Raw genomic sequence first — 24,095 nt, forward strand, 5'->3', positions numbered from 1 at the left:
AGCCTGACAGCGAGCAGCGTCGCCGGTACAATTGACCTCTTTGCCGCAACGCTTGGAGTCGGATCTTCCGTGTCAGTTCTGCGCCTTCCGCAACTGTCGGCCACGGCCGGCAAACAAACCTGGGGCAACCTGCCCGGTGCCGCCCTCAGTCTCGCCATCGCCGAGGCCGCCAGCAGCGCCGGGCGCTTTACCCTGCTGCTGACTGCCGACAGCCAGGCCGCCGACCGCCTGGAACAGGAGCTGCGTTTCTTCGCCCCGCAGCTCCCGGTGCTGCCCTTCCCCGACTGGGAAACGCTGCCCTACGACCTGTTCTCGCCGCATCAGGACATCATCTCCCAGCGCATTGCCAGCCTCTACCGACTGCCAGAGCTGGACCACGGCATTCTCGTGGTGCCGATCACCACCGCCCTGCACCGCCTGGCCCCGACCCGTTTCCTGCTGGGCAGCAGCCTGGTGCTGGACGTGGGCCAGAAGATCGACGTCGAGCAGATGCGCACCCGCCTGGAAGCCAGCGGCTACCGCTGCGTCGACACGGTCTACGAGCATGGTGAATTTGCCGTGCGCGGCGCGCTGATCGACCTGTTCCCCATGGGCAGCAAGGCGCCGTATCGCATCGACTTGTTCGACGACGAGATCGAGACCCTGCGCACCTTCGACCCGGAGACCCAGCGCTCGGTCGACAAGGTCGACTCGATCCGCCTGCTGCCGGCCCGCGAATTCCCTATGCACAAGGATGAGGTGACACGCTTCAAGGCCCGTTTCCGAGAGCGCTTCGACGTCGACTTCCGGCGCAGTGCGATCTTCCAGGACCTGACCAGCGGCATCATCCCGGCCGGCATCGAATACTATCTGCCACTGTTCTTCGAAGAGACCGCGACACTCTTCGACTACCTGCCGGCAGACACCCAGGTATTCTCCCTGCCCGGTGTCGAGCAGGCCGCCGAACACTTCTGGAACGACGTACGCGGGCGCTACGAAGAGCGCCGCGGCGACCTCAGCCGCCCCTTGCTGCCACCGGCCGAGCTGTTCATGCCGGTCGAGGACTGCTTCGCCCGCCTCAAGCAATGGCCGCGCGTGGTGGTCAGCGCCGACGAACTCGAGCCAGGCGCTGGCCGCGAGCGCTTCCCGGCCCGCGCCCTGCCCAACCTTGCCATCGAGGCCAAGGCCAACCAGCCGCTGGCTGAGCTGTCGAACTTCCTCGACCAGTTCCCCGGCCGCGTGCTGTTCACCGCCGAATCGGCAGGCCGCCGCGAGGTACTGCTGGAGCTGCTCGAACGCCTGAAGCTGCGCCCGCACACCGTCGAGGGCTGGGACGATTTCATCACTGGCAGCGAGCGCCTGGCGATCACCATCGCCCCGCTCGATGACGGCCTGCTGCTGGATGACCCGAGCCTGGCCCTTGTGGCTGAAAGCCCGTTGTTCGGCCAGCGCGTGATGCAGCGCCGACGTCGCGACAAGCGCGGCGAAGCGGCCAACGACGCAGTGATCAAGAACCTCACCGAGCTGCGCGAAGGCGCCCCTGTGGTGCACATCGATCACGGCGTGGGCCGCTACCTGGGCCTGGCCACCCTGGAAATCGACGGCCAGGCCGCCGAGTTCCTCACCCTGGAATACGCCGAGGGCGCCAAGCTCTATGTGCCGGTGGCCAACCTGCACCTGATCGCCCGCTATACCGGCAGCGACGACGCCCTGGCGCCACTGCACCGACTTGGCTCCGAAGCCTGGCAGAAGGCCAAGCGCAAGGCCGCCGAACAGGTGCGCGACGTGGCCGCCGAGCTGCTCGACATCTATGCCCGCCGTGCTGCGCGCAAGGGCTACGCCTTCGCCGACCCGGCCGCCGACTACGCCACCTTCAGCGCCGGCTTCCCGTTCGAGGAGACGCCCGACCAGCAGGCCGCCATCGAGGCCGTGCGCCTCGACATGCTTGCGGCCAAGCCCATGGACCGACTGGTCTGTGGCGATGTCGGCTTCGGCAAGACTGAAGTGGCCATGCGCGCAGCCTTCATCGCGGTGCACAGCGGTCGCCAGGTCGCTGTCCTGGTCCCCACCACCCTGCTCGCCCAGCAGCACTACAACAGCTTCCGCGATCGCTTTGCCGACTGGCCGGTGACGGTCGAAGTGATGAGCCGCTTCAAGTCCGCCAAGGAAGTGGCCGCCGCCGCCGCAGACCTTGCCGAAGGCAAGATCGACATCCTCATCGGCACCCACAAGCTGCTGCAGGACGACGTACGCTTCAAGGACCTGGGCCTGGCGATCATCGACGAAGAGCACCGTTTCGGCGTACGCCAGAAAGAACAGCTCAAGGCGCTGCGCAGCGAGGTGGACATCCTCACCCTCACCGCCACGCCAATCCCGCGCACCCTGAACATGGCCGTGGCCGGCATGCGCGACCTGTCGATCATCGCCACTCCGCCGGCGCGACGCCTGTCGGTGCGCACCTTCGTCATGGAGCAGAACAAGAGCACGGTCAAGGAAGCGCTGCTGCGTGAGTTGTTGCGTGGCGGTCAGGTCTATTACCTGCACAACGATGTGAAGACCATCGAGAAATGCGCCGCCGACCTCGCCGAACTGGTGCCCGAGGCCCGCATCGGCATTGGCCACGGGCAGATGCGCGAGCGCGAACTCGAACAGGTGATGAGCGATTTCTACCACAAGCGCTTCAACGTGCTGATCGCCTCGACCATCATCGAGACCGGCATCGACGTCCCGAGCGCCAACACCATCGTCATCGAACGTGCCGACAAGTTCGGCCTGGCCCAGTTGCACCAGCTGCGCGGCCGGGTCGGACGCAGCCACCACCAGGCCTACGCCTACCTGCTCACCCCGCCCCGCCAACAGATCAGCGGCGATGCCGAAAAGCGCCTGGAGGCGATCGCCAACACCCAGGACCTGGGCGCAGGCTTCGTGCTGGCCACCAACGACCTGGAGATCCGCGGCGCCGGCGAGTTGCTCGGCGAAGGCCAGAGCGGGCAGATCCAGGCAGTGGGTTTCACTCTCTACATGGAAATGCTCGAACGTGCGGTCAAGGCGATCCGCAAGGGCACCCAACCCAATCTCGAGCAACCACTGGGCGGCGGCCCGGAGATCAACCTGCGCTTGCCGGCGCTGATCCCCGAAGACTACCTGCCCGATGTGCACGCCCGCCTGATCCTGTACAAGCGCATCGCCTCGGCGGCCGACGAAGAAGGGCTCAAGGACCTGCAAGTGGAGATGATCGACCGCTTCGGCCTGCTGCCCGAGCCGACCAAGAACCTCATGCGCCTGACGCTGCTCAAGCTGCAGGCCGAGAAGCTTGGCATCAAGAAGGTCGATGCCGGCCCCAATGGCGGCAAGCTTGAGTTCGAGGCCGAAACACCGGTCGATCCGCTGACCCTGATCAAACTGATCCAGGGCCAGCCCAAGCGCTATAAGTTCGAAGGCGCGACCCAGTTCCGCTTCCTGGTGCCGATGGAACGCCCGGAAGAACGCTTCAATACCCTGGAGGCGCTGTTCGAGCGCCTGGCCCCACAGTCAAATTAAGGAAGCTCCATGCGCGCCATTCGTTGCCTGACCTTGTTGCTGACGCTCATCGCGCCAGTAACGGCCTTCGCCGAAGGCCCTTATCAGGTGGAAATCCTCCTCCTGCGGCAGAACGCCGTGCCTGCCGTGACCAGCCCGTTCGCCCCCGAAAACTGGAGCGCCGGCGCGCCGCGCCTGGCCAAGGACGCCGAGCGCCCGCTGGCACTGGCTGACGAAGCCACCCGCCTGCAAGCCACTGCCGACTACACTGTGCTGCTGCACAAGGCCTGGCAGCAGCAGGTGGGCAGCGAGCCCAGCCGCATTGCCGTGGGCGCAGGCGACGAGCAGTTCGGGCACTTCCCCATCGAGGGCAACCTGAGCATCGCCGAGGGCCGCTTCACGCGCATCGAGGCCAACTTCTGGGTCAACGAACTGGACGGCAACGGCAGCGTGCTGCGCAGCGAGCAATTCAAGCAAAGCAACAGCAATGTGAAGAACGGCCAGCTGACCTTCCTCGACGGCGGGCACCTGGCGCTGTTGATCAAGGTTGCACCGTCCGGGATGCGCAAGCTGCCGACACTGGATCCGGAAATGATGGAGCAGTGACACGTGAGTGACGTGCAGAAGCAGGTTGCGGAAAATCCAAGCTGGAAGCGCGAATTCGACGCCGGAGCCCTGCAGCGTGGTGAACGCTATGCCGAGCAAGGCAGGGTAGAGATCCTCTCCCACGGCGATGCGCGCATCGAGGCAACCTGCAGCGGCAGCGGCGACAGCCGTTATCGTCAACGGATCATCATCACCTTCACCTCCGCCGGACACTGCCATGTTCGCGGTCAGTGCACCTGCCCGGTCGGCGAGAACTGCAAGCACTGCGCCGCCGTGCTCTACACGCTCGCCCACCGCCATACGGCACAACCGGCGGCCAGCGATCACCTGCCCCATCACCTGCAACACTGGCTGCAGGGCCTTGAGCAACGCCCCAGCACCCACCAGCCTGGCGAAGACAAACGCGGACGCATGGTCTGCTACCAGCTCATGTTGCTGGGCGATCAGGGCTGCGCCCTGCGCGTTCGCAAGGGCACTCGCAGCGATGACGGCATACGCTACAGCCGGGTGCACTCGCTGTACGAACTGCTCTACGAGCCGCCCAAGTTCGTCAAGGAAGAAGATCTGCGCATCCTGCGCCAGTTGTCGGCACAGAACGCACCCTACGGCCAGGAGCGCGGCTACGTGCTCAAGGGCCAGGAAGGCGGCGAGCTACTGCAACGGGTGCTGGAAACCGGACGCCTGATGTTCATGGAAGAATTGCCGCTGCTGCGCCGCGGCCAGGAGCGCCAGGCGGAATTTCGCTGGGTGCGCCTGGACAGCGGCGAATACCGCGGCATGTGGTACAGCGCCGACAAACCGCTGCTTTGCGTCCTGCCGCTGGTGCCGTTGTTTTACTTCGATGTCATGACCAGAGAAGTCGGTACCGTCGCCCACAGTCTCGACCCGCACACCGCCATCCAGCTCTCGCTCGCACCCGATGTACCGGAACACCTGATCGTGCCACTCAGCCACAAACTCAACGCCCTGAACCACCGACTGCCAACCCCGACAACGGTGAAGCAGGAACTGCTCGACAACATCGAGCCCATCCCCCACCTGACCCTTGGCAGCCTCGAATTCAGCGCCTACATGCCCAAGACCGGACGCATGCAGCGCCAGATGCAACACCGCGCCGCGCTCTCGTTCGACTACGACGGGTTGCGCACCAGCGGCCCCGACGACAAGCCGCTGAGCCGCCTGGTAGACAGCACCAGCCAACGCATTCGCCGCCAGCCGCAGCATGAAAAACGCCTGCGCGACACCCTGCGCAAGCTCGGTTTCAAGCCTGCCACGCGCCAGAGCAAGGCCCTGCCCGACAGCGCCGGCGAGATGTTCCAACTGCCCGACGACGAAACCTGGCTGCGTTTTGCCCGCGAAGAGCTGCTGCGACTACGCGAGGCAGGCTGGAAGGTGGATGTCCACCGCGACTTCGCATTCAGCCTCCACGAGGTGGAAGACTGGTACGCCAACATTCAGGAAGCCCCCGGCCACGAATGGTTCGACCTGGAACTGGGCATCGTCGTCGACGGCCAGCGCCACAGCCTGCTGCCGATTGTCCTGCAGTTGCTGCGCAGCAGCCCCGAACTGCTGCGCCCCAGCGAACTTGCGCGGCGCGGCGACGATGAACACCTGTTGATCGACCTCAACCGCGGCCGCCTGGACAGTCCGGCCATGCGTGTCGCCTTGCCCTACGGGCGGATCAAGGCAGTCATGGGCACCCTCGGCGAGCTGTACCTGCACGAGGATGCCACCGGCCCGACGCTGCGCTTGGAACGCGCCGATGCCGCACGCCTTAACGATATCGAGCACCTGCCCCTGCAATGGGAAGGTGGCGAACAACTGCGTGACCTGGGTCGGCGCCTGCGCGATGCGCGTGACTTGGAGGTCGAGCCACCCAAGGGCCTGGCCGCGACCTTGCGCCCCTACCAGCAGCAGGGCCTGAACTGGCTGCAGGCCCTGCGCGAGATGGGCACCGGCGGCATCCTCGGCGACGACATGGGCCTGGGCAAGACCCTGCAGACCCTTGCCCACCTGCTGCTGGAAAAAGAAGCCGGGCGCCTGACCCATCCCGCCCTGGCAGTGATGCCCACCAGCCTTGTGCCCAACTGGCTTGACGAAGCCCAGCGCTTCGCACCCGACCTGCGTGTCCTGGCCCTGCACGGCCCGGGCCGCACCCGGTTCTTCGGCGCACTGCACGAGTACGACCTGATCCTGACCACATATGCCCTGCTGCCACGCGACCTCGAGCAACTGCAGGCCCAAGCCTGGCACGTGCTGGTGCTGGACGAAGCACAGAACATCAAGAGCAGCACCAGCAAGGCCGCCCAGGCCGCCCGGGAGCTGCAGGCCAACCAGCGCCTGTGCCTGACCGGCACGCCCATGGAGAACAACCTGGGTGAGCTATGGTCGATCTTCCACTTCCTGATGCCCGGCTGGCTGGGCGATCAGAAACGTTTCAACCAGGATTACCGCACCCCCATCGAACGTCATGGCGACCGCGAGCGCCTGGCCCACCTGGCCAGCAGGGTCCGCCCTTTCCTGCTGCGCCGCAGCAAGGAGCAGGTGGCCCGCGAGCTGCCGGCCAAGAGCGAGATGGTTCACTGGGTGGACCTCAGCGATGCACAGCGTGACACCTACGAAACCGTGCGCGTGGCGATGGACAAGAAGGTGCGCGATGAAATCGCCCGTAACGGCGCCTCACGCAGCCAGATCGTCATCCTCGATGCCCTGCTCAAGCTTCGCCAGGTGTGCTGCGACCTGCGCCTGGTCAAAGGCGTGGAAGCCAAGGGCAATCAAGCCGACAAGGGCAAGCTGGGCAGCTTGATGGAAATGCTCGAGGAACTGCTCAGTGAAGGCCGCCGAGTGTTGCTGTTCTCCCAGTTCACCTCGATGCTCGCACTGATCGAACAGGAGCTGGAAAAGCGCGACATTCGCTACAGCCTGCTGACCGGAGACACCCGCGACCGCCGCGCGCCGGTTCAACAGTTCCAGAGCGGCGACAGTGAAGTGTTCCTGATCAGCCTCAAGGCCGGCGGTACTGGCCTGAACCTGACCGCTGCCGACACGGTGATTCACTACGATCCCTGGTGGAACCCGGCCAGCGAGAACCAGGCAACCGACCGCGCCTACCGCATCGGTCAGGACAAGCCGGTGTTCGTCTACAAGCTGATCACCCGCGGCACGGTGGAAGAAAAGATCCAGCAGTTGCAGCAAGAGAAAGCCGCCCTCGCGGCCGGCCTGCTCGATGGTGGGCAGGCCGGTCAGTGGCGGCTCGGGGATGACGAGATCGAAGCACTGTTCGCGCCGTTGCCGGGCAAGCGAGGGCGCTGAATACGGGGCGCCTACTTCGCAGACACCCCGGTCAATCCACCAACTGCGCGTCCTTCAAAGCCCCCAGCGCCTCGAGCCAACGCGGCTGATGCCGGTAGTCGGTGCGCGCAAAGCCCCGCCCGCGCATGCCGGCGATACGTGGCGAAGGCCGCACCTTCAAGCGCTGCGCCGCGCTCAGTGCAAGCTCCGCCGCCGCCCGGTCATTGCACACCAGGCCCATGTCGCAACCGGCGCTCAACGCCGCCTCGATGCGATTGGCCGCATCGCCCACCACATGCGCACCGGCCATGGACAGGTCGTCACTGAAGATCACCCCCTCGAAGCCCAGCTCACCACGCAGGATGTCCTGCAGCCAGCGCCGCGAGAAACCTGCCGGCTGGTTGTCGACCTGGGGGTAGATCACGTGGGCCGGCATCACCGCTGCCAGTTGCCCACTGAGGCGGGTGAACGGCACCAGGTCAGCCTCGCGCAATTGCGCCAGGCTGCGCTCATCGGTCGGGATCGCCACGTGCGAGTCGGCCTCGGCCCAACCGTGCCCCGGGAAGTGCTTGCCACAGGCCGCCATGCCTGCGGCGTTCATGCCACGAATAAAAGCACCGGCCAGTTGCGTGGCGCGCTGTGGATCGCCCTCGAAGGCACGACTACCAACCACCGCGCTGCGCTGGTGATCGAGGTCCAGCACCGGCGCAAAGCTCAGGTCCAGGCCGACCGCGAGAACTTCGGTCGCCATCAGCCAACCGCATTGTTCGGCCAGGTAATCGGCGTTGGCGTTGTCGGCGATGGCACGCATGGCGGGCAAACGTACGAAGCCCTGGCGCAGACGCTGGACCCGACCACCTTCCTGATCGACCGCCAGGATCAGGTCAGGACGAATAGCACGGATCGAGGCGCACAGCTCACGCACCTGGCGTGGGCTATCGATATTACGGGCAAAGATGATCAGACCGGCCACTTCGGGCTGGCGCAGGAGGTGACGATCCTCGGGGGTCAACCATTGACCGGCGATATCCACCATCAGGGAGCCTTGCAGGCTGGCAGTCATAGGGTGTCCTTCATTAAATATCCAGAGAGGCCCATTGCGGGCAGGCAGCCTCGTCTATGCGCACCGGACAATGGAGCGGTACGCGCTCGAACAGATCCGACAGCTCGCGGTTGCGCAGGCGCACGCAGCCATGGGACAACGGCACGCCCAGCGGTTCGCTGTCCGGCGTGCCGTGCAGGTAAATGTAACGACTAAAGGTATCGACTCGACCCAGGCGGTTGACGCCCGGTTCGCAGCCACTGAGCCAGAGGATTCGGGTGAGAATCCAGTCTCGGCCTGGAAATTGCTCATGCAGAGCGCACGACCAGACTTCGCCGGTCCAGCGTCGGCTGCGGAGTACAGCCCCTTGCGGCAATCCAGCGCCGATCTTCGCCCTGACCTGATGCAGGCCACGCGGTGTGCAGCCGGAACCCTTGAGTTCACCCGCTCCCAGACGCGCAGTGGAAACATCCAGGCGCACGCACAACGTCCCCCGGAAAAATCCGTAAAGGCGTTGGTCTGCGAGGGAGATGTGCAGGAAATCAAGGTCGGGCATGGGCGCTAGCTTAGCCGAAGCGCCCTGCTGCGCCCAGTGCTCAAGCCTTGGCTGGCGTACCGCTGACTGCGCTCTTGCTGCGTGGTCGCAGTTGCGCGGCCGCCATGGCCTCGTCGGTCACCCCGGTATCGGCACGCATGCCGGCGGCGAGGAACGGCACCATCAGGCGCATGACCTGCTCGATCGAAGTGTTGATGCCAAAATCGGTTTCAGCGATGGCGCGCAGCGCCTTGATACCGGACATGCTGAACGCCGCGGCACCCAGCATGAAATGCACGCGCCAGAACAGCTCGATGGGGGGAATGCGCGGAGCAGCTTCGTTGACCAACAGCATGTAGCGCCGGAACACCTTGCCGTACATGTCTTCAAGGTAGCGGCGCAGGTGGCCCTGACTCTGACTGAAGGCCAAACCCAGCAGACGCATGAAAATCGACAGGTCGTTGTTGCTGCGCGGTTGCACGGCCAGGGCCTGCTCCACCAGCATCTCCAGCAGCTCTTCGAGCGTCGGCTTCTGCTCCGGGCGCGCCTGGCGGCGCTCGAGCTCACGCTCCAGGCTGGCACAGAACGGACCGAGGAAGCGCGAGAATACCGCCTGGATAAGCGCCTTTTTGGAGCCGAAATGGTAATTCACCGCCGCCAGGTTGACCCCGGCCTTGCTGGTGATCAAACGCAACGAAGTTTCCGCGAAACCTCTTTCCGCGAACAGCTGCTCGGCAGCATCGAGAATGCGTTCAACGGTTTCCGATTGGGCCATGACTTATCCGCCTGACAAACAGTTGTTTGAAACATACGTTTCAAGCACGCGCATGTCAAGGTTCGGTGACCCGACGGTCGCCCTTTTTAAAGCGCCGTGGCTCAAGCTGCAAGCCACAAATATCAAGGGCTGGGCACAACGCCTGGCAGATCGCGGCGATTTTCTTGAAGCGCGGCGCTTGCAGCAGCCCCCGTACTGTATATAATCCCAGTCACTGTATAAAAAGACAGAGCCACTCGCCATGCTGAAACTGACGCCACGCCAAGCCGAGATCCTGGCCTTCATCAAACGTTGCCTCGAAGACAACGGTTTCCCGCCTACCCGCGCAGAAATCGCACAAGAGCTAGGGTTCAAGTCGCCCAATGCCGCCGAAGAGCACCTCAAGGCCTTGGCGCGCAAAGGCGCCATCGAGATGACGCCTGGCGCCTCCCGCGGCATTCGCATCCCTGGCCTCGAAGCCAAGCCTGACGACAGCGGCCTGCCGATCATCGGTCGTGTTGCAGCAGGTGCCCCGATCCTCGCCGAGCAGCACATCGAGGAATCCTGCAACATCAATCCAGCCTTCTTCCATCCCCGCGCCGACTACCTGTTGCGCGTCCACGGCATGAGCATGAAGGATATCGGCATCGTCGACGGCGACCTGCTCGCCGTGCACACCTGCCGCGAAGCCCGCAACGGCCAGATCGTGGTCGCCCGCATCGGTGACGAAGTTACCGTCAAGCGCTTCAAGCGCGAGGGCAGCAAGGTCTGGCTGATTGCCGAAAACCCCGAATTCGCCCCCATCGAAGTCGACCTGAAAGATCAGGAGCTGGTGATCGAGGGCTTGAGCGTCGGCGTCATTCGCCGCTGATCCAGGAGGCGTCATGCAGCAGTCCGCCCATTTATCGCAGCCCGCACAATTGCCATTGTTCGAAGCCTTTCTCGCACAGCCGGTACTGCCAGGCCTGAAAAGTCGAGAGGAACCGCGCAAGCCCGGCCAACCTGAACTGTTCAGTGAACTGTCCCTGCGCGGCGCGCCAGGGCACTGCCAGAGCCTTTTGGCCCCTATCCTGCGCGAGCTGAGCGAAGAAGATGATGCGCGCTGGCTGACACTGATCGCACCGCCGGCCAGCCTCACCCAAACCTGGCTGCGTGAGGCGGGCCTGAATCGCGAACGCATCCTGCTGCTGCACCCCGGAAGCAACCAAAGCGCCCTGCAACTGGCCTGCGAAGCGCTACGCCTGGGCCATAGTCACACCGTGGTCAGCTGGCTCGGCAACGTCAATACCAGCATCCGCCAACAGCTCGTTCGTGCCGCCACCTGCGGAAACGCACAAAGCCTGAACATCCGCCTCGGCTGATGTTCAGGCTTTGCCTGTACGATCTGCAATGATGACTCAACTGGCGTGTTCAATGCAGAACACGCGGCCCCTCATCACGCTCGAAGTCGCCTTCGATCAATTTACCTGCCATCTGCACACCAACGCTGAGCATGGCTTTGGCCACTTCTACATGCTGCCCTTGAAGAAATGCCTTGGCATCTTCGGAGAAATCCAGGGTAACCAGCGAACCCTCGTCCTCGGCACGGCGCAGTTCGATCCGGCCATCAGGCAATTCGACAATTTCTAGAAAGGACGTTGACATAAAGGGCCTGCTGTTCACGAAAGGCGAGTAGTGTACCAGCCGCGCAGATTGTCAGCACTCACTCAACGCTTCCCGGAAACGTCTTACAAGCCCTTTGAGGTTCTGCCGCCATTCTTCCAACTGTTCCCGAGACAGCACGATTTCCTCGACTTCATCGAGATTGACGGCCTGAATCAACGGCTGGGTGACATCGGTCTTGGCGACTTTCTTCGCGACCGGTGGTTGGAACAAATCGGCATAAGCCTTGATCAACTGCGCCAGCCAGGTTTGCGGCTGGCGTGCCAGCTCAAGCATCTCGGCCATTTCCGGAATGGCAACGGTCTTCAGCGTTTCATCGTCAAGCAACAGCTCCGCACGGGACGCCTTCGCCTGCGGCAAGCGATAGAAACCAGCAATCTCGTGACACAGCCCGAGCAACGCCCCATACAGATGGAACAACGCCGCTTCGCGCTCAGCTTGGATCAGGCCCTGGGCGTTCATGGCCTGGCTCTGCCCTGCCTTGGCCATGGACTCGAGGGCCAGGCCTGCAAAGAACAGTTTCTGGTTGGTGCGGGTGTAGAGTTCCTGGGCCATTTCGGATGACCTCCCATAGGCAGCAAGGCGAATAGCTGCATCATAAATGATTAGGGCCGCAAAGCGGCCCTAATCAAAACACCGAAGAATCAGCGCTTGTCTTCGACCTTCCACGCCTTGCCGTCGTAGAACGCCTTCCAGCCTGTCGGCTTGCCGTCTACCTCGGATTGCACGTACTGCTCCTTGGTCTTGCGGCTATAGCGGATCACCGCCGGACGACCGTCCGGATCCTTCTGCGGCGCATCGCAGAGGAAGTGGTACTTGGGGTCGATCTCGTGCTTGTGCGGGATGATCTCAAGCACCAATGGCGCACGGGTCTCGCGATTCTTCGGGAACTGGCTTGCCGCCAGGAACAAGCCCGAGGCACCGTCACGCAGCACGTAGGTGTCATCGACCTTCTCGCACTTGAGCTCCGGCATCTCCACCTTGTCCATCTTCGGTGGCGCCGCCTCACCGCTCTTGAGCAGCTTGCGGGTGTTCTTGCACGCCGGGTTGGTGCAACCGAAGAACTTGCCGAAGCGGCCGGTTTTGAGCTGCATCTCGCTGCCGCACTTGTCGCACTCAAGGCTCGGCCCTTCGTACCCCTTGATACGGTAGCTGCCTTCCTCGATCTCGTAGCCGGCACAATCCGGGTTGTTACCGCAGATATGCAGCTTGTGCTTCTCGTCGAGCAGATAGGCATCCATCGCCGTCGAACAGATCGGGCAGCGGTGCTTGCCGCGCAGCACCAACGACTCGGACTCACCTTCGTCATCCGCCGCGATTTCGTCGCCCGGCACCAGGTTCACAGTAGCCTTGCAGCGCTCTTTCGGTGGCAGGCTATAGCCCGAACAGCCGAGGAACACTCCGGTGGACGCGGTACGGATCATCATGGGGCGACCACATTCCTTGCATGGAATGTTGGTCAGGGTCGGCTGGTTGGCACGCATGCCATTCTCGGCGGACTCGGCCGCCAGCAGCTTTCTGCTGAAATCGCCGTAGAACTCATCGAGCACGTTCTTCCAGTCACGCTCACCCTGGGCCACATCATCGAGGTTCTCCTCCATGCCGGCGGTGAAACCGTAGTCCATCAGATCAGAGAAGCTTTCCGACAAACGCTCGGTGACGATGTCGCCCATCTTTTCGGAGTAGAAGCGGCGGTTGTGCAGGGTCACGTAACCGCGGTCCTGGATGGTGGAAATGATCGCTGCATAGGTCGACGGACGACCGATACCGCGCTTTTCCATTTCCTTGACCAGGCTCGCTTCAGTGAAGCGCGCTGGCGGCTTGGTGAAATGTTGGCTCGGATCGAGCTGGATCAACTTGAGCGTCTCGCCCTGCCCCATTTCCGGCAGCACGTCGTCCTCGCCCGGCTTGGCCTGCTGAGGCAATACGCGGGTGTAACCGTCGAACTTGAGAATACGCCCCTTGGCACGCAACTCGAAGTTGCCAGCCGCCACGGTGACGCTCGTGGACAGGTACTGCGCCGGTGGCATCTGGCAGGCCAGGAACTGGCGCCAGATCAGCTCGTACAGGCGCTCGGCATCGCGTTCCATGCCGCTGAGTTTGGTCGGATGGGTGTTGACGTCGGACGGACGAATCGCTTCGTGCGCCTCCTGTGCCCCTTCCTTGCTGCCGTAGACGACCGGAGCGGCCGGCAGGTACTGCTTGCCAAACTCGCTTTCGATGTAGCTGCGCGCCATTTCAACGGCATCGGTCGACAGGTTGGTCGAGTCGGTACGCATATAGGTGATGTAACCGGCTTCATACAGACGCTGGGCCATCATCATGGTCTTCTTTACCCCGAAGCCCAGGCGATTGCTTGCCGCCTGCTGCAAGGTCGAGGTGATGAAGGGCGCCGACGGCTTGCTGCTGGTCGGGCGATCCTCACGCTTGATCACGCTGTAACTGGAAGCCTTGAGCTTCTCCAGCGCCGCCATGGCCTGCGCTTCGTTCAACGGCTTGAAGGCTTCGCCGTTCTCGCGCGCCACTTCGAAGCGCACCTTGGCGTTCTTCGCAGTACCCAGGTCAGCATGGACCTCCCAATACTCCTCGGGATTGAACGCACGGATCTCGCGCTCACGCTCGACCACCAGTTTCACTGCTACCGATTGCACACGACCGGCAGACAAGCCACGGGCGATCTTGGACCACAGCAGCGGCGAAACCATGTAGCCCACCACGCGATCGAGGAAGCGCCGCGCCTGCTGGGCATTGACCCGAGCGATATCCAGGTCGCCAGGCTGCGAAAACGCCTCCTGGATGGCCTTCTTGGTGATTTCGTTGAACACCACGCGCTTGTAACGGCTGTCATCTCCCCCGATGGCTTCGCGCAGGTGCCAGGCAATGGCTTCCCCCTCGCGATCCAAGTCGGTTGCGAGATAGATGGTGTCGGCATCCTTGGCCAGGCGGCGCAGCTCATCGATCACCTTCTCCTTGCCGGGAAGGATCTCGTACTTGGCTTTCCAGCCGGCCTCCGGGTCGACGCCCATGCGCGCCACCAACTGGCGCCGGGCTTTCTCCTTTGGCGTCAGCGCCGGAGCCTCACCCGCGGTCTTGCCGCGCTTGGCCGCCGGTTCCTTGGCCGTACTGGCCGAACCGCTGGTGGGGAGGTCTCGGATATGGCCGATACTCGACTTCACCACGTACTGGCTGCCCAGGTACTTGTTGATGGTCTTGGCCTTGGCCGGGGATTCCACAATGACCAGCGATTTGCCCATGGATCGGAGTATTCCTGAATCTGAAGATGAAAAACGCGTCAGGTGCCGGACGCGGCACCGCTATATATAGTGGCAAAAGAGTGAGGTCAAGCGCGGTCGATCACTCGCAGGGCTTCCCGGCCAGTGCCGCGAGCCCCTCTTCGGCCTTGACCAAAGCAAAGCGTGGCACCTGCTCGCCGTCAACCTCGACCGACTCCTGGAACATCGAAAGTGGACGCACCCAGAAACCATAGTCACCATACAGGCATTGGTAGAACACCATCCACTCTTCGCTCTCCGAGTGCCGCGCAACGCTGAAGACACGGTACTCAGGCCCTTTGTAATGCCGGTATACGCCTGGTTGTATCTGCATGCTGCCCACCCTCTTGAACAAATCCTGTAAAAAACAAAAAACCGGGGCACTAGGCCCCGGCTGCTGTCCCGCGAAGCGATCAGACGCGTTCGAAGACAGTGGTGATGCCCTGACCCAGGCCGACACACATGGTCGCCACACCCAGCGTACCGCCATTCTGCTTCATGACGTTGAGCAAGGTGCCGGAAATCCGTGCACCGGAGCAACCAAACGGGTGGCCCAGGGCGATGGCGCCGCCGTGCAGGTTAACCTTCTCATCCATCTTGTCGAGCACTTTCAGATCCTTCAGCACTGGCAGGGCCTGTGCGGCGAAGGCTTCGTTGAGCTCGAAGAAATCGATGTCGGCGATGGTCAGACCCGCGCGCTTGAGGGCTTTCTGAGTCGAAGGCACCGGGCCATAACCCATGATCGCCGGATCCACACCGGCTACTGCCATCGAACGAATCACGGCCAATGGCTGGATACCGAGGTCCATGGCACGCTGGCCGGACATGACGATCATGCACGAGGCACCGTCGGTGATCTGCGACGAGGTACCGGCGGTGACAGTGCCACCCTTGGGGTTGAACGCCGGCTTGAGCGCAGCGAGGCCCTCGAGGGTGGTCTCGGGACGAATGGTTTCGTCGTAGTCAAAAACCTTGAGGAAGCCGTTCTCGTCATAGCCCTGCATCGGGATGATCTCATCCTTGAACTTGCCTTCGACGGTGGCCTTGTGAGCCAACTGGTGCGAACGCAGACCGAACAGGTCCTGCTGCTCACGGGTGATGCCGTGCATCTTGCCGAGCATCTCCGCAGTCAGGCCCATCATCCCGGAAGCCTTGGCGGCGTGCAAGGACAGGTGCGGGTTCGGGTCGACGCCGTGCATCATGCTGACGTGCCCCATGTGCTCGACACCACCGACCACGAATACATCGCCGTTGCCGGTCATGATCGCCTGGGCAGCGGTGTGCAGCGCGCTCATCGACGAGCCGCACAGGCGGCTGACGGTCTGGGCGGCGGAGGTGTGCGGGATCGGGGTCATCAGCGACGCCATGCGCGCGATGTTCCAACCCTGCTCCAGGGTCTGGTTGACGCAGCCCCAGATCACATCCTCGACTTCCTTCGGATCGACCTTGTCGTTGCGCTCCAGCAGCTTGCTGATCAGGTGCGCCGACATGTCTTCGGCGCGGGTGTTGCGGTGCATGCCACCCTTGGAACGGCCCATCGGCGTGCGACCGAAGTCGACAATCACCACGTCTCTTGGATTCAGGCTCATATCAATAATCTCGCTCTAGCTCGTGGCCGTTCAGTTGAAGAAGCGCTGGCCGTTCTTGGCCATTTCACGCAGCTTCGCAGTCGGGTGGTACAGCGGACCCAGATCGGCGTACTTATCGGCCAGGGCAACGAACTCGGCAACACCGATCGAATCGATGTAGCGCAGCGCACCACCGCGGAAGGGAGGGAAACCGATGCCGTAGACCAGGCCCATGTCCGCCTCGGCTGCAGTTTCGACGATGCCATCTTCCAGGCAGCGCACGGTCTCCAGGCACAGCGGCACCATCATCCAGTTGATGATGTCCTCGTCACTGACTTCACGCTGCTCGAAGATCACCGGCTTGAGCACGTCCAGCACGGACGCGTCGGCGACTTTCTTCGGTTTGCCGCGCTTGTCGGTTTCGTAGGCATAGAAGCCCTTGCCGTTCTTCTGACCCAGGCGATTGGCTTCGTACAGGGCGTCGACGGCGGAGCGGCGATCGTCCTTCATGCGATCCGGGAAGCCTTCAGCCATCACGTCGCGACCATGGTGGCCGGTGTCGATGCCGACCACGTCCATCAGGTAGGCCGGGCCCATCGGCCAGCCGAACTTCTCCATGACCTTGTCGATGCGCACGAAATCGACGCCTGCGCTGACCAGCTTGGCGAAGCCGCCGAAGTACGGGAACAGTACGCGGTTGACCAGGAAGCCCGGGCAGTCGTTGACCACGATCGGGTTCTTGCCCATCTTCTTGGCGTAGGCCACGGTGGTGGCGACCGCCACTTCACTGGACTTCTCGCCACGAATGACTTCGACCAGCGGCATCATGTGCACCGGGTTGAAGAAGTGCATGCCAACGAAGTTTTCCGGACGCTTGAGGGCCTTGGCCAGCAGGTTGATCGAAATGGTCGAGGTGTTCGACGCCAGAATCGCGTCTTCCTTGACCTGCCCTTCCACCTCGGCCAGCACCGCCTGCTTGACCTTTGGGTTCTCGACCACGGCCTCGACGACGATGTCGACGTTGGCGAAATCGCCATACGACAAGGTCGGGCGAATGGCGTTGAGTGCCTCGGCCATCTTCGCCGGGGTCAGGCGACCTTTCTCGACGCGCTTGCCAAGCAGCTTGGACGCTTCGTTCAGGCCCAGCTGGATGGCTTCTTCACGGATATCCTTCATCAGGATCGGCGTGCCCTTGACCGCCGACTGGTAGGCGATACCGCCACCCATGATGCCGGCGCCGAGTACGGCAGCCTGCTTCACGTCACGGGCGATCTCGTCATGGGCCTTGGCTTTGCGCTTGAGCTCCTGATCGTTCAGGAACAGGCCGATCAGGCTCTCGGCGACCGAAGTCTTGGCCAGCTTGGCAAAGCCTGCGGCTTCGACTTCCAGGGCCTTGTCACGGCCAAAGTTGGCGGCCTTCTGGATGGTCTTGATGGCTTCGACCGGAGCCGGGTAGTTCGGGCCGGCTTGACCGGCGACAAAGCCCTTGGCGGTTTCGAAGGCCATCATCTGCTCGATGGCGTTGAGCTTGAGCTTCTCGAGCTTGGGCTGACGCTTGGCCTTGTAGTCCAGCTCTCCGCTGATGGCGCGCTTGACCAGGTCCAGGGCACCGGCCTGCAGCAGCTCAGGGGCGACCACGGCATCGACGGCGCCCACTTTCAGGGCGTCTTCGGCGCGGTTTTCCTTGCCCGAGGCGATCCACTCGATGGCATTGTCCGAGCCGATCAGACGCGGCAGGCGAACGGTGCCGCCAAAGCCCGGGTAGATGCCCAGCTTGACTTCCGGCAGGCCGATCTTGGCGCTGCTGGACATGACGCGGTAATCCGCCGCCAGGCACATTTCCAGGCCGCCGCCCAGGGCGATGCCGTTGATGGCCACGACGGTTGGCACCGCGAGGTCTTCGAAGTCGCTGAAGATACGGTTGGCTTCCAGGTTGCCGGCCACCAGCTCGGCTTCGGGCAGCTTGAAATTGTCGACGAATTCGGTGATGTCGGCACCGACGATGAACACGTCCTTGCCGCTGCTGACGATCACACCCTTGATGGAGGCGTCGGCCTTGATGGTGTCTACGGCCTGACGCAGCTCGTTCAGGGTAAGGCGGTTGAATTTGTTGACGGACTCACCCTTGAGGTCGAACTTCAGTTCGACGATGCCGCTTTCAAGAGCCTTAACCGTGATGGCTTTACCTTCGTAAATCATCAACTGATCTCCACGATATGGAAGCTGAACTGTACACGCCGATCACTGGCAGGAAGGCCGGCTTTACGCCCCTCCCCCAGGCACACCCGTCAGCGCGCTAGTCGGGATTCTGTACGAGCGATGTGAACATACAAACGCTCAATTCATACGCCCGTTTGATTTGGGTACGCACACATTCTCCGAAAAGGTCGGCGTTGTCAAATGCTCGAAAGCACCCGGAAAACGCGACTTTCCAGTCATTTTGTAACACCAGGGGATAAAACATGATGACAGTGATTGTCGATCATTCATGTCGACGATCGGCCAATGGCTGGTGGGGTCAGTTGCGCTGCCAGCCTGCTGATTTTTCATGTGCACATTGGAGACAAGGGTCTACACTGCCCTCGAATCGAATGTTTTCCCGGCCTGCCTGGCCAGCTTCACCACTGTGGGATCAGGGTTGCCCTGCTCCCACTTTTTTTTGCGCATGCCTCAGGCGAGGGTTTCGAGGGTGTGGGCAATATCCTGCAATACAGATTTTTCGCCGCGCTCGCTCCAGTACAAGGCGATCATGCGGGTATCGGCCTCCACCTTGTAGACACTGGCCGGCAACCGCGCAAAACACTCCGCCAGACGTGGCTCCTGGCAGGGTTCGCGCCATTTGTTCCACCACACGCCCGGGCTGACCTGCCAGTAGCACCAGCTATCCTCTCGCCCCTTGCGCCGCCCGCGGTAGTACTGTGGGCACGGGCTTGGCGGTTGGTTTTCCAGCCAGTGCGGCCACTCCTGGGGCGCCAGCTGCATCGCCAGACCCATGCGCCGCCCCTCCAGGCGCAGGCTCATCTGTTCGCTCTGCTTGCGCGACGGTCGCAACCAGGCCAGCGGGCTGAGAATCAGCGCAAGGATTGACACCACCAGCCATACCGTCATATCTGTAGTTCCCATAAAGCGTTGCAAATGAGCGGGTTAGTCTTTTTCACGCAAGGCCTGCCAGAAAGCGACCATACTTTCACTATTGCGATTGTCAGGAGTGCCGCTCATGTCCTACGAACATCTTCTGGTTGCCGTCGACCTGACCGAAGAATGCGACCCAGTGATCAAACGTGCCATGGCACTGGCGAAACCGTCGAACGCCAAGGTCTCGCTGGTGCATATCGTCGAGCCGATGGCCATGGCATTTGGTGGCGACGTGCCGATGGACCTGTCGCAACTGCAGCAACAGCAGTTCGACCAGGCCAAGGAACGCATGGATCGCCTGTTCAACAAATATCCAGACATCAATCGCGGCGATTCGCACCTGACCTACGGCCAGCCGCGCCAGGAAATCCACCAACTGGCCAAGGATCAGAAGTGCGACCTGATCGTGGTCGGCAGCCATGGCCGCCATGGCCTGGCGCTGCTACTGGGCTCCACGGCCAATGACGTCCTGCATGGAGCACCGTGCGATGTGCTGGCGGTGCGGTTGCAGAAGAAAGAATGATATAGCCCGAGCCGGCCCTATCGCTGCGACGTGTCCCGCGATAGGGCCGGCTCGATCGACTCAACCTTCCAGCTCGGCCCAGCGCTCGACCAGCACATCCAGCTCAGCCTGCAACGTCTCGAGCTTGGCCAGCACGTCCGACGTTTCGCCAATCGGCCGCTGATAGAAGCCAGGCGCATTCACCTCTTCCTGCAGCACCGCCATCTTCTGCTCCAGCGCATCGATCTGCCCAGGCAGCATCTCCAGCTCACGCTGCAGTTTGTAGCTCAGCTTTTTCTTGCTGCTGTCGGCCACCACAGGCGCCACGGGCTCCGGGGCGACCTCGACCGCAACCTTCTCGACCACCGCACTGTTGAGCTCGGACTTGCCGCCCTTGCTCTCGGTCACGCCCAGCAGCTTCGGCGAGCCCCCCTGGCGGATCCAGTCTTCATAGCCACCCACGTACTCACGCACCTTGCCCTCACCCTCGAACACCAGGGTGCTGGTGACCACGTTGTCGAGGAAGGCCCGGTCGTGGCTGACCATCAGTACCGTACCCTTGAAGTTGGACAGCACTTCCTCAAGCAGCTCGAGCGTCTCGACGTCCAGGTCGTTGGTCGGCTCGTCCAGCACCAGCAAGTTGGCCGGTTTGCTGAACAGCTTGGCCAGCAACAGACGCGCACGTTCACCACCAGACAGCGCCTTGACCGGCGTGCGTGCACGCTGGGGGCTGAACAGGAAGTCTCCGAGGTAGCTCAACACGTGGCGATTCTGACCATCGATCTCGATGAAGTCGCGACCTTCGGCGAGGTTGTCGATCACCGTCTTCTCGAGGTCGAGCTGGTGACGCATCTGGTCGAAGTAGGCCACCTCCAGCTTGGTGCCGCGATCGACCTTGCCGGCGGTCGGCTCCAGGTCACCCAGCATGAGCTTGAGCAGGGTGGTCTTGCCGGTGCCGTTGGCGCCGAGCAGGCCGATGCGGTCCTGGCGCTGCAGGACCATGGAGAAATCCTTGACCAGCTTCGGCCCCTGAGGGTGCGCGAAGCTGACGTTTTCCAGCACCATCACCTGCTTGCCGGACTTGTCGGCGACCTCGATCTGGATGTTCGCCCTGCCCTGGCGCTCGCGACGCTCGCTGCGCTCCACGCGCAGGGCCTTGAGGGCACGCACACGACCTTCATTACGGGTACGCCGGGCCTTGATGCCCTGGCGGATCCAGACCTCTTCCTGGGCCAGGCGCTTGTCGAACAGCGCATTGGCGGTTTCCTCGGCGGCCAGCGCAGCCTCCTTGTGCACCAGGAAGCTGGCGTAGTCGCCGTTCCAGTCAATCAGCCCGCCGCGGTCCAGCTCGAGGATCCGCGTGGCCAGGTTCTGCAGGAACGAGCGGTCGTGAGTGATGAACAACACGGCGCCGTTGAAGCCGCTCAGGGCCTCTTCGAGCCAGGCGATGGCACCGATGTCCAGGTGGTTGGTCGGTTCGTCGAGCAGCAGCAGGTCAGGCTCGGACACCAGAGCCTGAGCCAGCAGCACGCGACGGCGCCAGCCGCCGGACAGCTCGGCGAGGGTCTTGTCGGCCGGCAGCTGCAGGCGGCTCAGGGTGCTCTCCACGACCTGCTGCAGACGCCAGCCGTCGCGGGCCTCCAGCTCGTGCTGGACATGCATCAGCTTGTCCAGGTCGGCATCATTCTGGATGTTCTGGCTCAGGTGGTGATATTCGGCGAGCAGCGCACCGACGCCGTCGAGGCCCTCGGCGACCACATCGAACACACTGCGATCGTCGGCCACCGGCAACTCCTGCGGAAGCTCACCGATCTTCAGTGCCGGCGCACGCCAGATTTCCCCTTCGTCGGGTTTCTGCTCACCCTTGACCAGGCGCAGCATGCTCGACTTGCCGGTGCCGTTGCGGCCGATGATGCACACCCGCTCGCCACGGGCGATCTGCCAGGACACTTTGTCCAGCAGCGGCATGGCGCCGAACGCGAGGGACACATCGCTGAATTTGAGCAGGGTCATGATCATCTCCAAAAACCGGGCGCGCATTCTACCTGACTTTCACGCCTACTTCGCCCCTGCGTGACATTCCAGATGCGATGACGGCGCGCGCTTGGCGACGCGTGGTCGGCGTTAACGATTCGATACAAGCCCAATGCTTTCATCCACCGCAGGCAAACGGCTAAGCTAAGGAAACAAGATTTCAACAGTGCTGGCTTCGCCGTCACTTTTCATGGTTCAACTGCCCGGACGTATCATGCGCAGCCGCCTGTTCCAATTCGTTTCCTGCCTGGTGCTCACCGCCACGACCGCGAGTGCTGCACAGGCCATCGACATCACCCAGCAGCGCCAGTACTACGACGAGGCCAAGCGTGCCCTCGCCAAAGGCGACAAGGGCCCCTACCTGCGCTATGCCCAAGCGCTCAGCGACTATCCGCTCACACCCTACCTGGCCTACGACGAACTCACCGCGCGGCTGAAGACTGCCAGCAACGAGGAAATCGAAGGCTTCCTCGCCAAGCACGGCGACCTGCCCCAGGCCAACTGGATGAAACTGCGCTGGTTGCGCTGGCAGGCCGAACGCGGCGACTGGAAGACCTTCGCCAAATACTATGACCCGAAGCTGAACTTCACAGAACTGGACTGCCTCAACGGCCAGTACCAGTTGACCAACGGGCTGCGCGCCGAAGGCTTCGCCACCGCCGAAAAACTGTGGAACGTCGGCAAGTCGCAACCTGCGGCCTGCGATACCCTGTTCGGCCTGTGGGCCGCAGAAGGCCAGCTCACCGAGGCTCGCCGCTGGCAGCGCGCCAAACTGGCGGCCGAGGCGCGCAACTACAGCCTGGCCAACAACCTGGTGCAAACGCTCACCACACTCGGCCCACAGGGCAAGCTGCTGGTCGACGTGGCGCAAAAGCCCGAGCTGCTCAAGCAGCCTTCGCGCTTCACCCCGGTCAACGAGGCGATGTCCGATGTGGTCAGCCTCGGCCTGCGCCGCCTGGCGCGGCAGGATCCCGAGCAAGCCATGGCACTGCTCGACGACTACGCACAACGCATGCATTTCTCCCGCGACGAGAAGGTCGCCATCGCCCGCGAGATCGGCCTCACGCTAGCGCGGCGCTACGATCCGCGCGCCCTCGACCTGATGACCCGCTACGACCCGGAACTGCGCGACAACACCGTCAGCGAATGGCGCATGCGCCTGCTCCTGCGTCTCGGGCGCTGGGAAGAAGCCTACGAACTGAGCCGCCGCCTGCCCCAGGATCTGGCCGACAGCAGCCGTTGGCGTTACTGGCAGGCGCGCAGCCTGGAGCTGGCACAACCGAACAACCCGCAGATCCCACTGCTCTACAAGAATGTCTCGCGTGAGCGCGACTTCTATGGCTTCCTTGCTGCCGACCGCGCGCAGACACCTTACCAGCTCAACAACAAGCCTCTGGTGCTAAGCCAGCAGTTGATCAACAAGGTGCGCAACACCCCCGGCGTGCGCCGCGCCCTGGAGTTCCACGCCCGTGGCCAGATCGTCGAAGGGCGCCGCGAGTGGTACCACGTCAGCCGCCACTTCAACCGTGACGAAATGGTCGCCCAGGCCCGCCTGGCCTACGACCTGCGCTGGTACTTCCCGGCCATTCGCACCATCAGCCAGGCCAAGTACTGGGACGACCTGGACATCCGCTTCCCGATGGCTCACCGCGATACCCTGGTACGTGAAGCCAAGGTCCGCGGCCTGCACTCCAGCTGGGTGTTCGCCATCACCCGCCAGGAAAGTGCCTTCATGGACGATGCCCGCTCGCCGGTGGGCGCCAGCGGCCTGATGCAACTGATGCCAGGAACCGCCAAGGAGACCGCGCGCAAGTTCAGCATCCCCCTGGCCTCACCTGCGCAGGTGCTCGATCCGGACAAGAACATCCAGCTCGGCGCCGCCTACCTGAGCCAGGTACACGGCCAGTTCAACGGCAACCGCGTGCTGGCGTCGGCCGCCTACAACGCAGGCCCCGGTCGCGTACGTCAGTGGCTCAAGGGCGCCAAGCACCTGAGCTTCGATGTCTGGGTCGAGTCGATTCCGTTCGACGAGACACGTCAGTATGTGCAGAACGTGCTGTCCTACTCGGTGATCTATGGCCAGAAACTGAACGCACCACAACCGTTGGTGGACTGGCACGAGCGCTACTTCGACGACATGTGACCCGACCAAGGCCCTGCCGGAACAACCGGCAGGGCCTCATGTCGAACCGGGTT

The 24,095-nt window shown here is 62.8% G+C and carries 18 protein-coding genes; 7 read left to right on the forward strand and 11 right to left on the reverse strand.

Features of this window, described 5'->3' with window-relative positions; genetic code table 11:
* Positions 1-69 precede the first annotated feature (69 nt).
* The 3 genes from mfd to AC2CGW_RS00710 are packed head-to-tail and all read left to right on the forward strand — an operon-like array spanning position 70 to position 7,416.
* Complete coding sequence (gene mfd / locus AC2CGW_RS00700; RefSeq protein ID WP_186666304.1) at positions 70-3,519, forward strand: transcription-repair coupling factor; 3,450 nt, start codon at positions 70-72, stop codon at positions 3,517-3,519.
* 9 nt (positions 3,520-3,528) lie between these two features.
* Entirely contained in the window at positions 3,529-4,104 is a 576-nt protein-coding gene (locus AC2CGW_RS00705) for a CsiV family protein (RefSeq protein ID WP_186719920.1), read from the forward strand.
* 3 nt (positions 4,105-4,107) lie between these two features.
* The gene (locus AC2CGW_RS00710; protein ID WP_484573374.1) at positions 4,108-7,416 is read left to right on the forward strand and encodes a DEAD/DEAH box helicase; all 3,309 of its coding nucleotides are present in this window, start codon (positions 4,108-4,110) and stop codon (positions 7,414-7,416) included.
* Positions 7,417-7,447: 31 nt separating this feature from the next.
* Here AC2CGW_RS00710 and nagZ read toward each other — a convergent pair whose 3' ends face one another.
* The 3 genes from nagZ to AC2CGW_RS00725 are packed head-to-tail and all read right to left on the reverse strand — an operon-like array spanning position 7,448 to position 9,747.
* The gene (gene nagZ / locus AC2CGW_RS00715) at positions 7,448-8,446 is read right to left on the reverse strand and encodes a beta-N-acetylhexosaminidase (protein ID WP_186666670.1); all 999 of its coding nucleotides are present in this window, start codon (positions 8,444-8,446) and stop codon (positions 7,448-7,450) included.
* 25 nt (positions 8,447-8,471) lie between these two features.
* On the reverse strand, positions 8,472-8,993 hold the full coding sequence (locus tag AC2CGW_RS00720; RefSeq protein ID WP_186719916.1) for a L,D-transpeptidase: 522 nt from the start codon (positions 8,991-8,993) through the stop codon (positions 8,472-8,474).
* 40 nt (positions 8,994-9,033) lie between these two features.
* On the reverse strand, positions 9,034-9,747 hold the full coding sequence (locus AC2CGW_RS00725; RefSeq protein WP_186666311.1) for a TetR/AcrR family transcriptional regulator: 714 nt from the start codon (positions 9,745-9,747) through the stop codon (positions 9,034-9,036).
* Between the two features lie 241 nt (positions 9,748-9,988).
* Here AC2CGW_RS00725 and lexA point away from each other — a divergent pair, with 241 nt between their 5' ends.
* Positions 9,989-10,597: a transcriptional repressor LexA gene (gene lexA, locus AC2CGW_RS00730; protein ID WP_054894445.1), complete on the forward strand. Its 609-nt coding sequence runs from the start codon at positions 9,989-9,991 to the stop codon at positions 10,595-10,597.
* 13 nt (positions 10,598-10,610) lie between these two features.
* Positions 10,611-11,087 (forward strand): SOS-induced cell division inhibitor SulA, encoded by a 477-nt coding sequence (gene sulA, locus AC2CGW_RS00735; protein WP_186666312.1) that lies wholly within the window; start codon positions 10,611-10,613, stop codon positions 11,085-11,087.
* A gap of 49 nt (positions 11,088-11,136) precedes the next feature.
* Here the strand turns inward: sulA and AC2CGW_RS00740 are convergent, their stop codons facing one another.
* The 7 genes from AC2CGW_RS00740 to AC2CGW_RS00770 form a co-directional block, all read right to left on the reverse strand.
* Positions 11,137-11,370, reverse strand: coding sequence for a hypothetical protein (locus AC2CGW_RS00740; RefSeq protein WP_186666313.1), 234 nt, complete (start codon positions 11,368-11,370; stop codon positions 11,137-11,139).
* A 51-nt stretch (positions 11,371-11,421) separates the two neighbouring features.
* A complete protein-coding gene (locus AC2CGW_RS00745; protein WP_186666314.1) occupies positions 11,422-11,943 on the reverse strand; it encodes a DUF6586 family protein in 522 nt (173 codons plus the stop codon).
* 89 nt (positions 11,944-12,032) lie between these two features.
* Positions 12,033-14,642, reverse strand: coding sequence for a type I DNA topoisomerase (gene topA / locus AC2CGW_RS00750; protein ID WP_186708382.1), 2,610 nt, complete (start codon positions 14,640-14,642; stop codon positions 12,033-12,035).
* A gap of 100 nt (positions 14,643-14,742) precedes the next feature.
* Positions 14,743-14,994 carry a DUF1653 domain-containing protein gene (locus AC2CGW_RS00755; protein ID WP_186708384.1) on the reverse strand — a complete coding sequence of 84 codons (252 nt, stop codon included), beginning with the start codon at positions 14,992-14,994 and terminating at the stop codon, positions 14,743-14,745.
* 79 nt (positions 14,995-15,073) lie between these two features.
* Entirely contained in the window at positions 15,074-16,249 is a 1,176-nt protein-coding gene (gene fadA / locus AC2CGW_RS00760) for an acetyl-CoA C-acyltransferase FadA (protein WP_186708386.1), read from the reverse strand.
* Between the two features lie 30 nt (positions 16,250-16,279).
* Positions 16,280-18,427: a fatty acid oxidation complex subunit alpha FadB gene (gene fadB, locus AC2CGW_RS00765; RefSeq protein ID WP_186666319.1), complete on the reverse strand. Its 2,148-nt coding sequence runs from the start codon at positions 18,425-18,427 to the stop codon at positions 16,280-16,282.
* A gap of 471 nt (positions 18,428-18,898) precedes the next feature.
* A complete protein-coding gene (locus AC2CGW_RS00770) occupies positions 18,899-19,336 on the reverse strand; it encodes a hypothetical protein (protein WP_186666321.1) in 438 nt (145 codons plus the stop codon).
* Positions 19,337-19,445: 109 nt separating this feature from the next.
* On the opposite strand from AC2CGW_RS00770, the gene AC2CGW_RS00775 reads away from it, so the two are divergent.
* Positions 19,446-19,886 (forward strand): universal stress protein, encoded by a 441-nt coding sequence (locus AC2CGW_RS00775; protein WP_186666323.1) that lies wholly within the window; start codon positions 19,446-19,448, stop codon positions 19,884-19,886.
* Positions 19,887-19,946: 60 nt separating this feature from the next.
* On the opposite strand, the gene AC2CGW_RS00780 is transcribed toward AC2CGW_RS00775, so the two are convergent.
* The gene (locus AC2CGW_RS00780) at positions 19,947-21,878 is read right to left on the reverse strand and encodes an ATP-binding cassette domain-containing protein (protein ID WP_186666325.1); all 1,932 of its coding nucleotides are present in this window, start codon (positions 21,876-21,878) and stop codon (positions 19,947-19,949) included.
* 235 nt (positions 21,879-22,113) lie between these two features.
* Here AC2CGW_RS00780 and AC2CGW_RS00785 point away from each other — a divergent pair, with 235 nt between their 5' ends.
* On the forward strand, positions 22,114-24,042 hold the full coding sequence (locus AC2CGW_RS00785; RefSeq protein ID WP_186708388.1) for a transglycosylase SLT domain-containing protein: 1,929 nt from the start codon (positions 22,114-22,116) through the stop codon (positions 24,040-24,042).
* The last annotated feature ends 53 nt before the right edge of the window (positions 24,043-24,095 follow it).

The organism is Pseudomonas sp. SYWMCR5, from assembly GCF_057197165.1.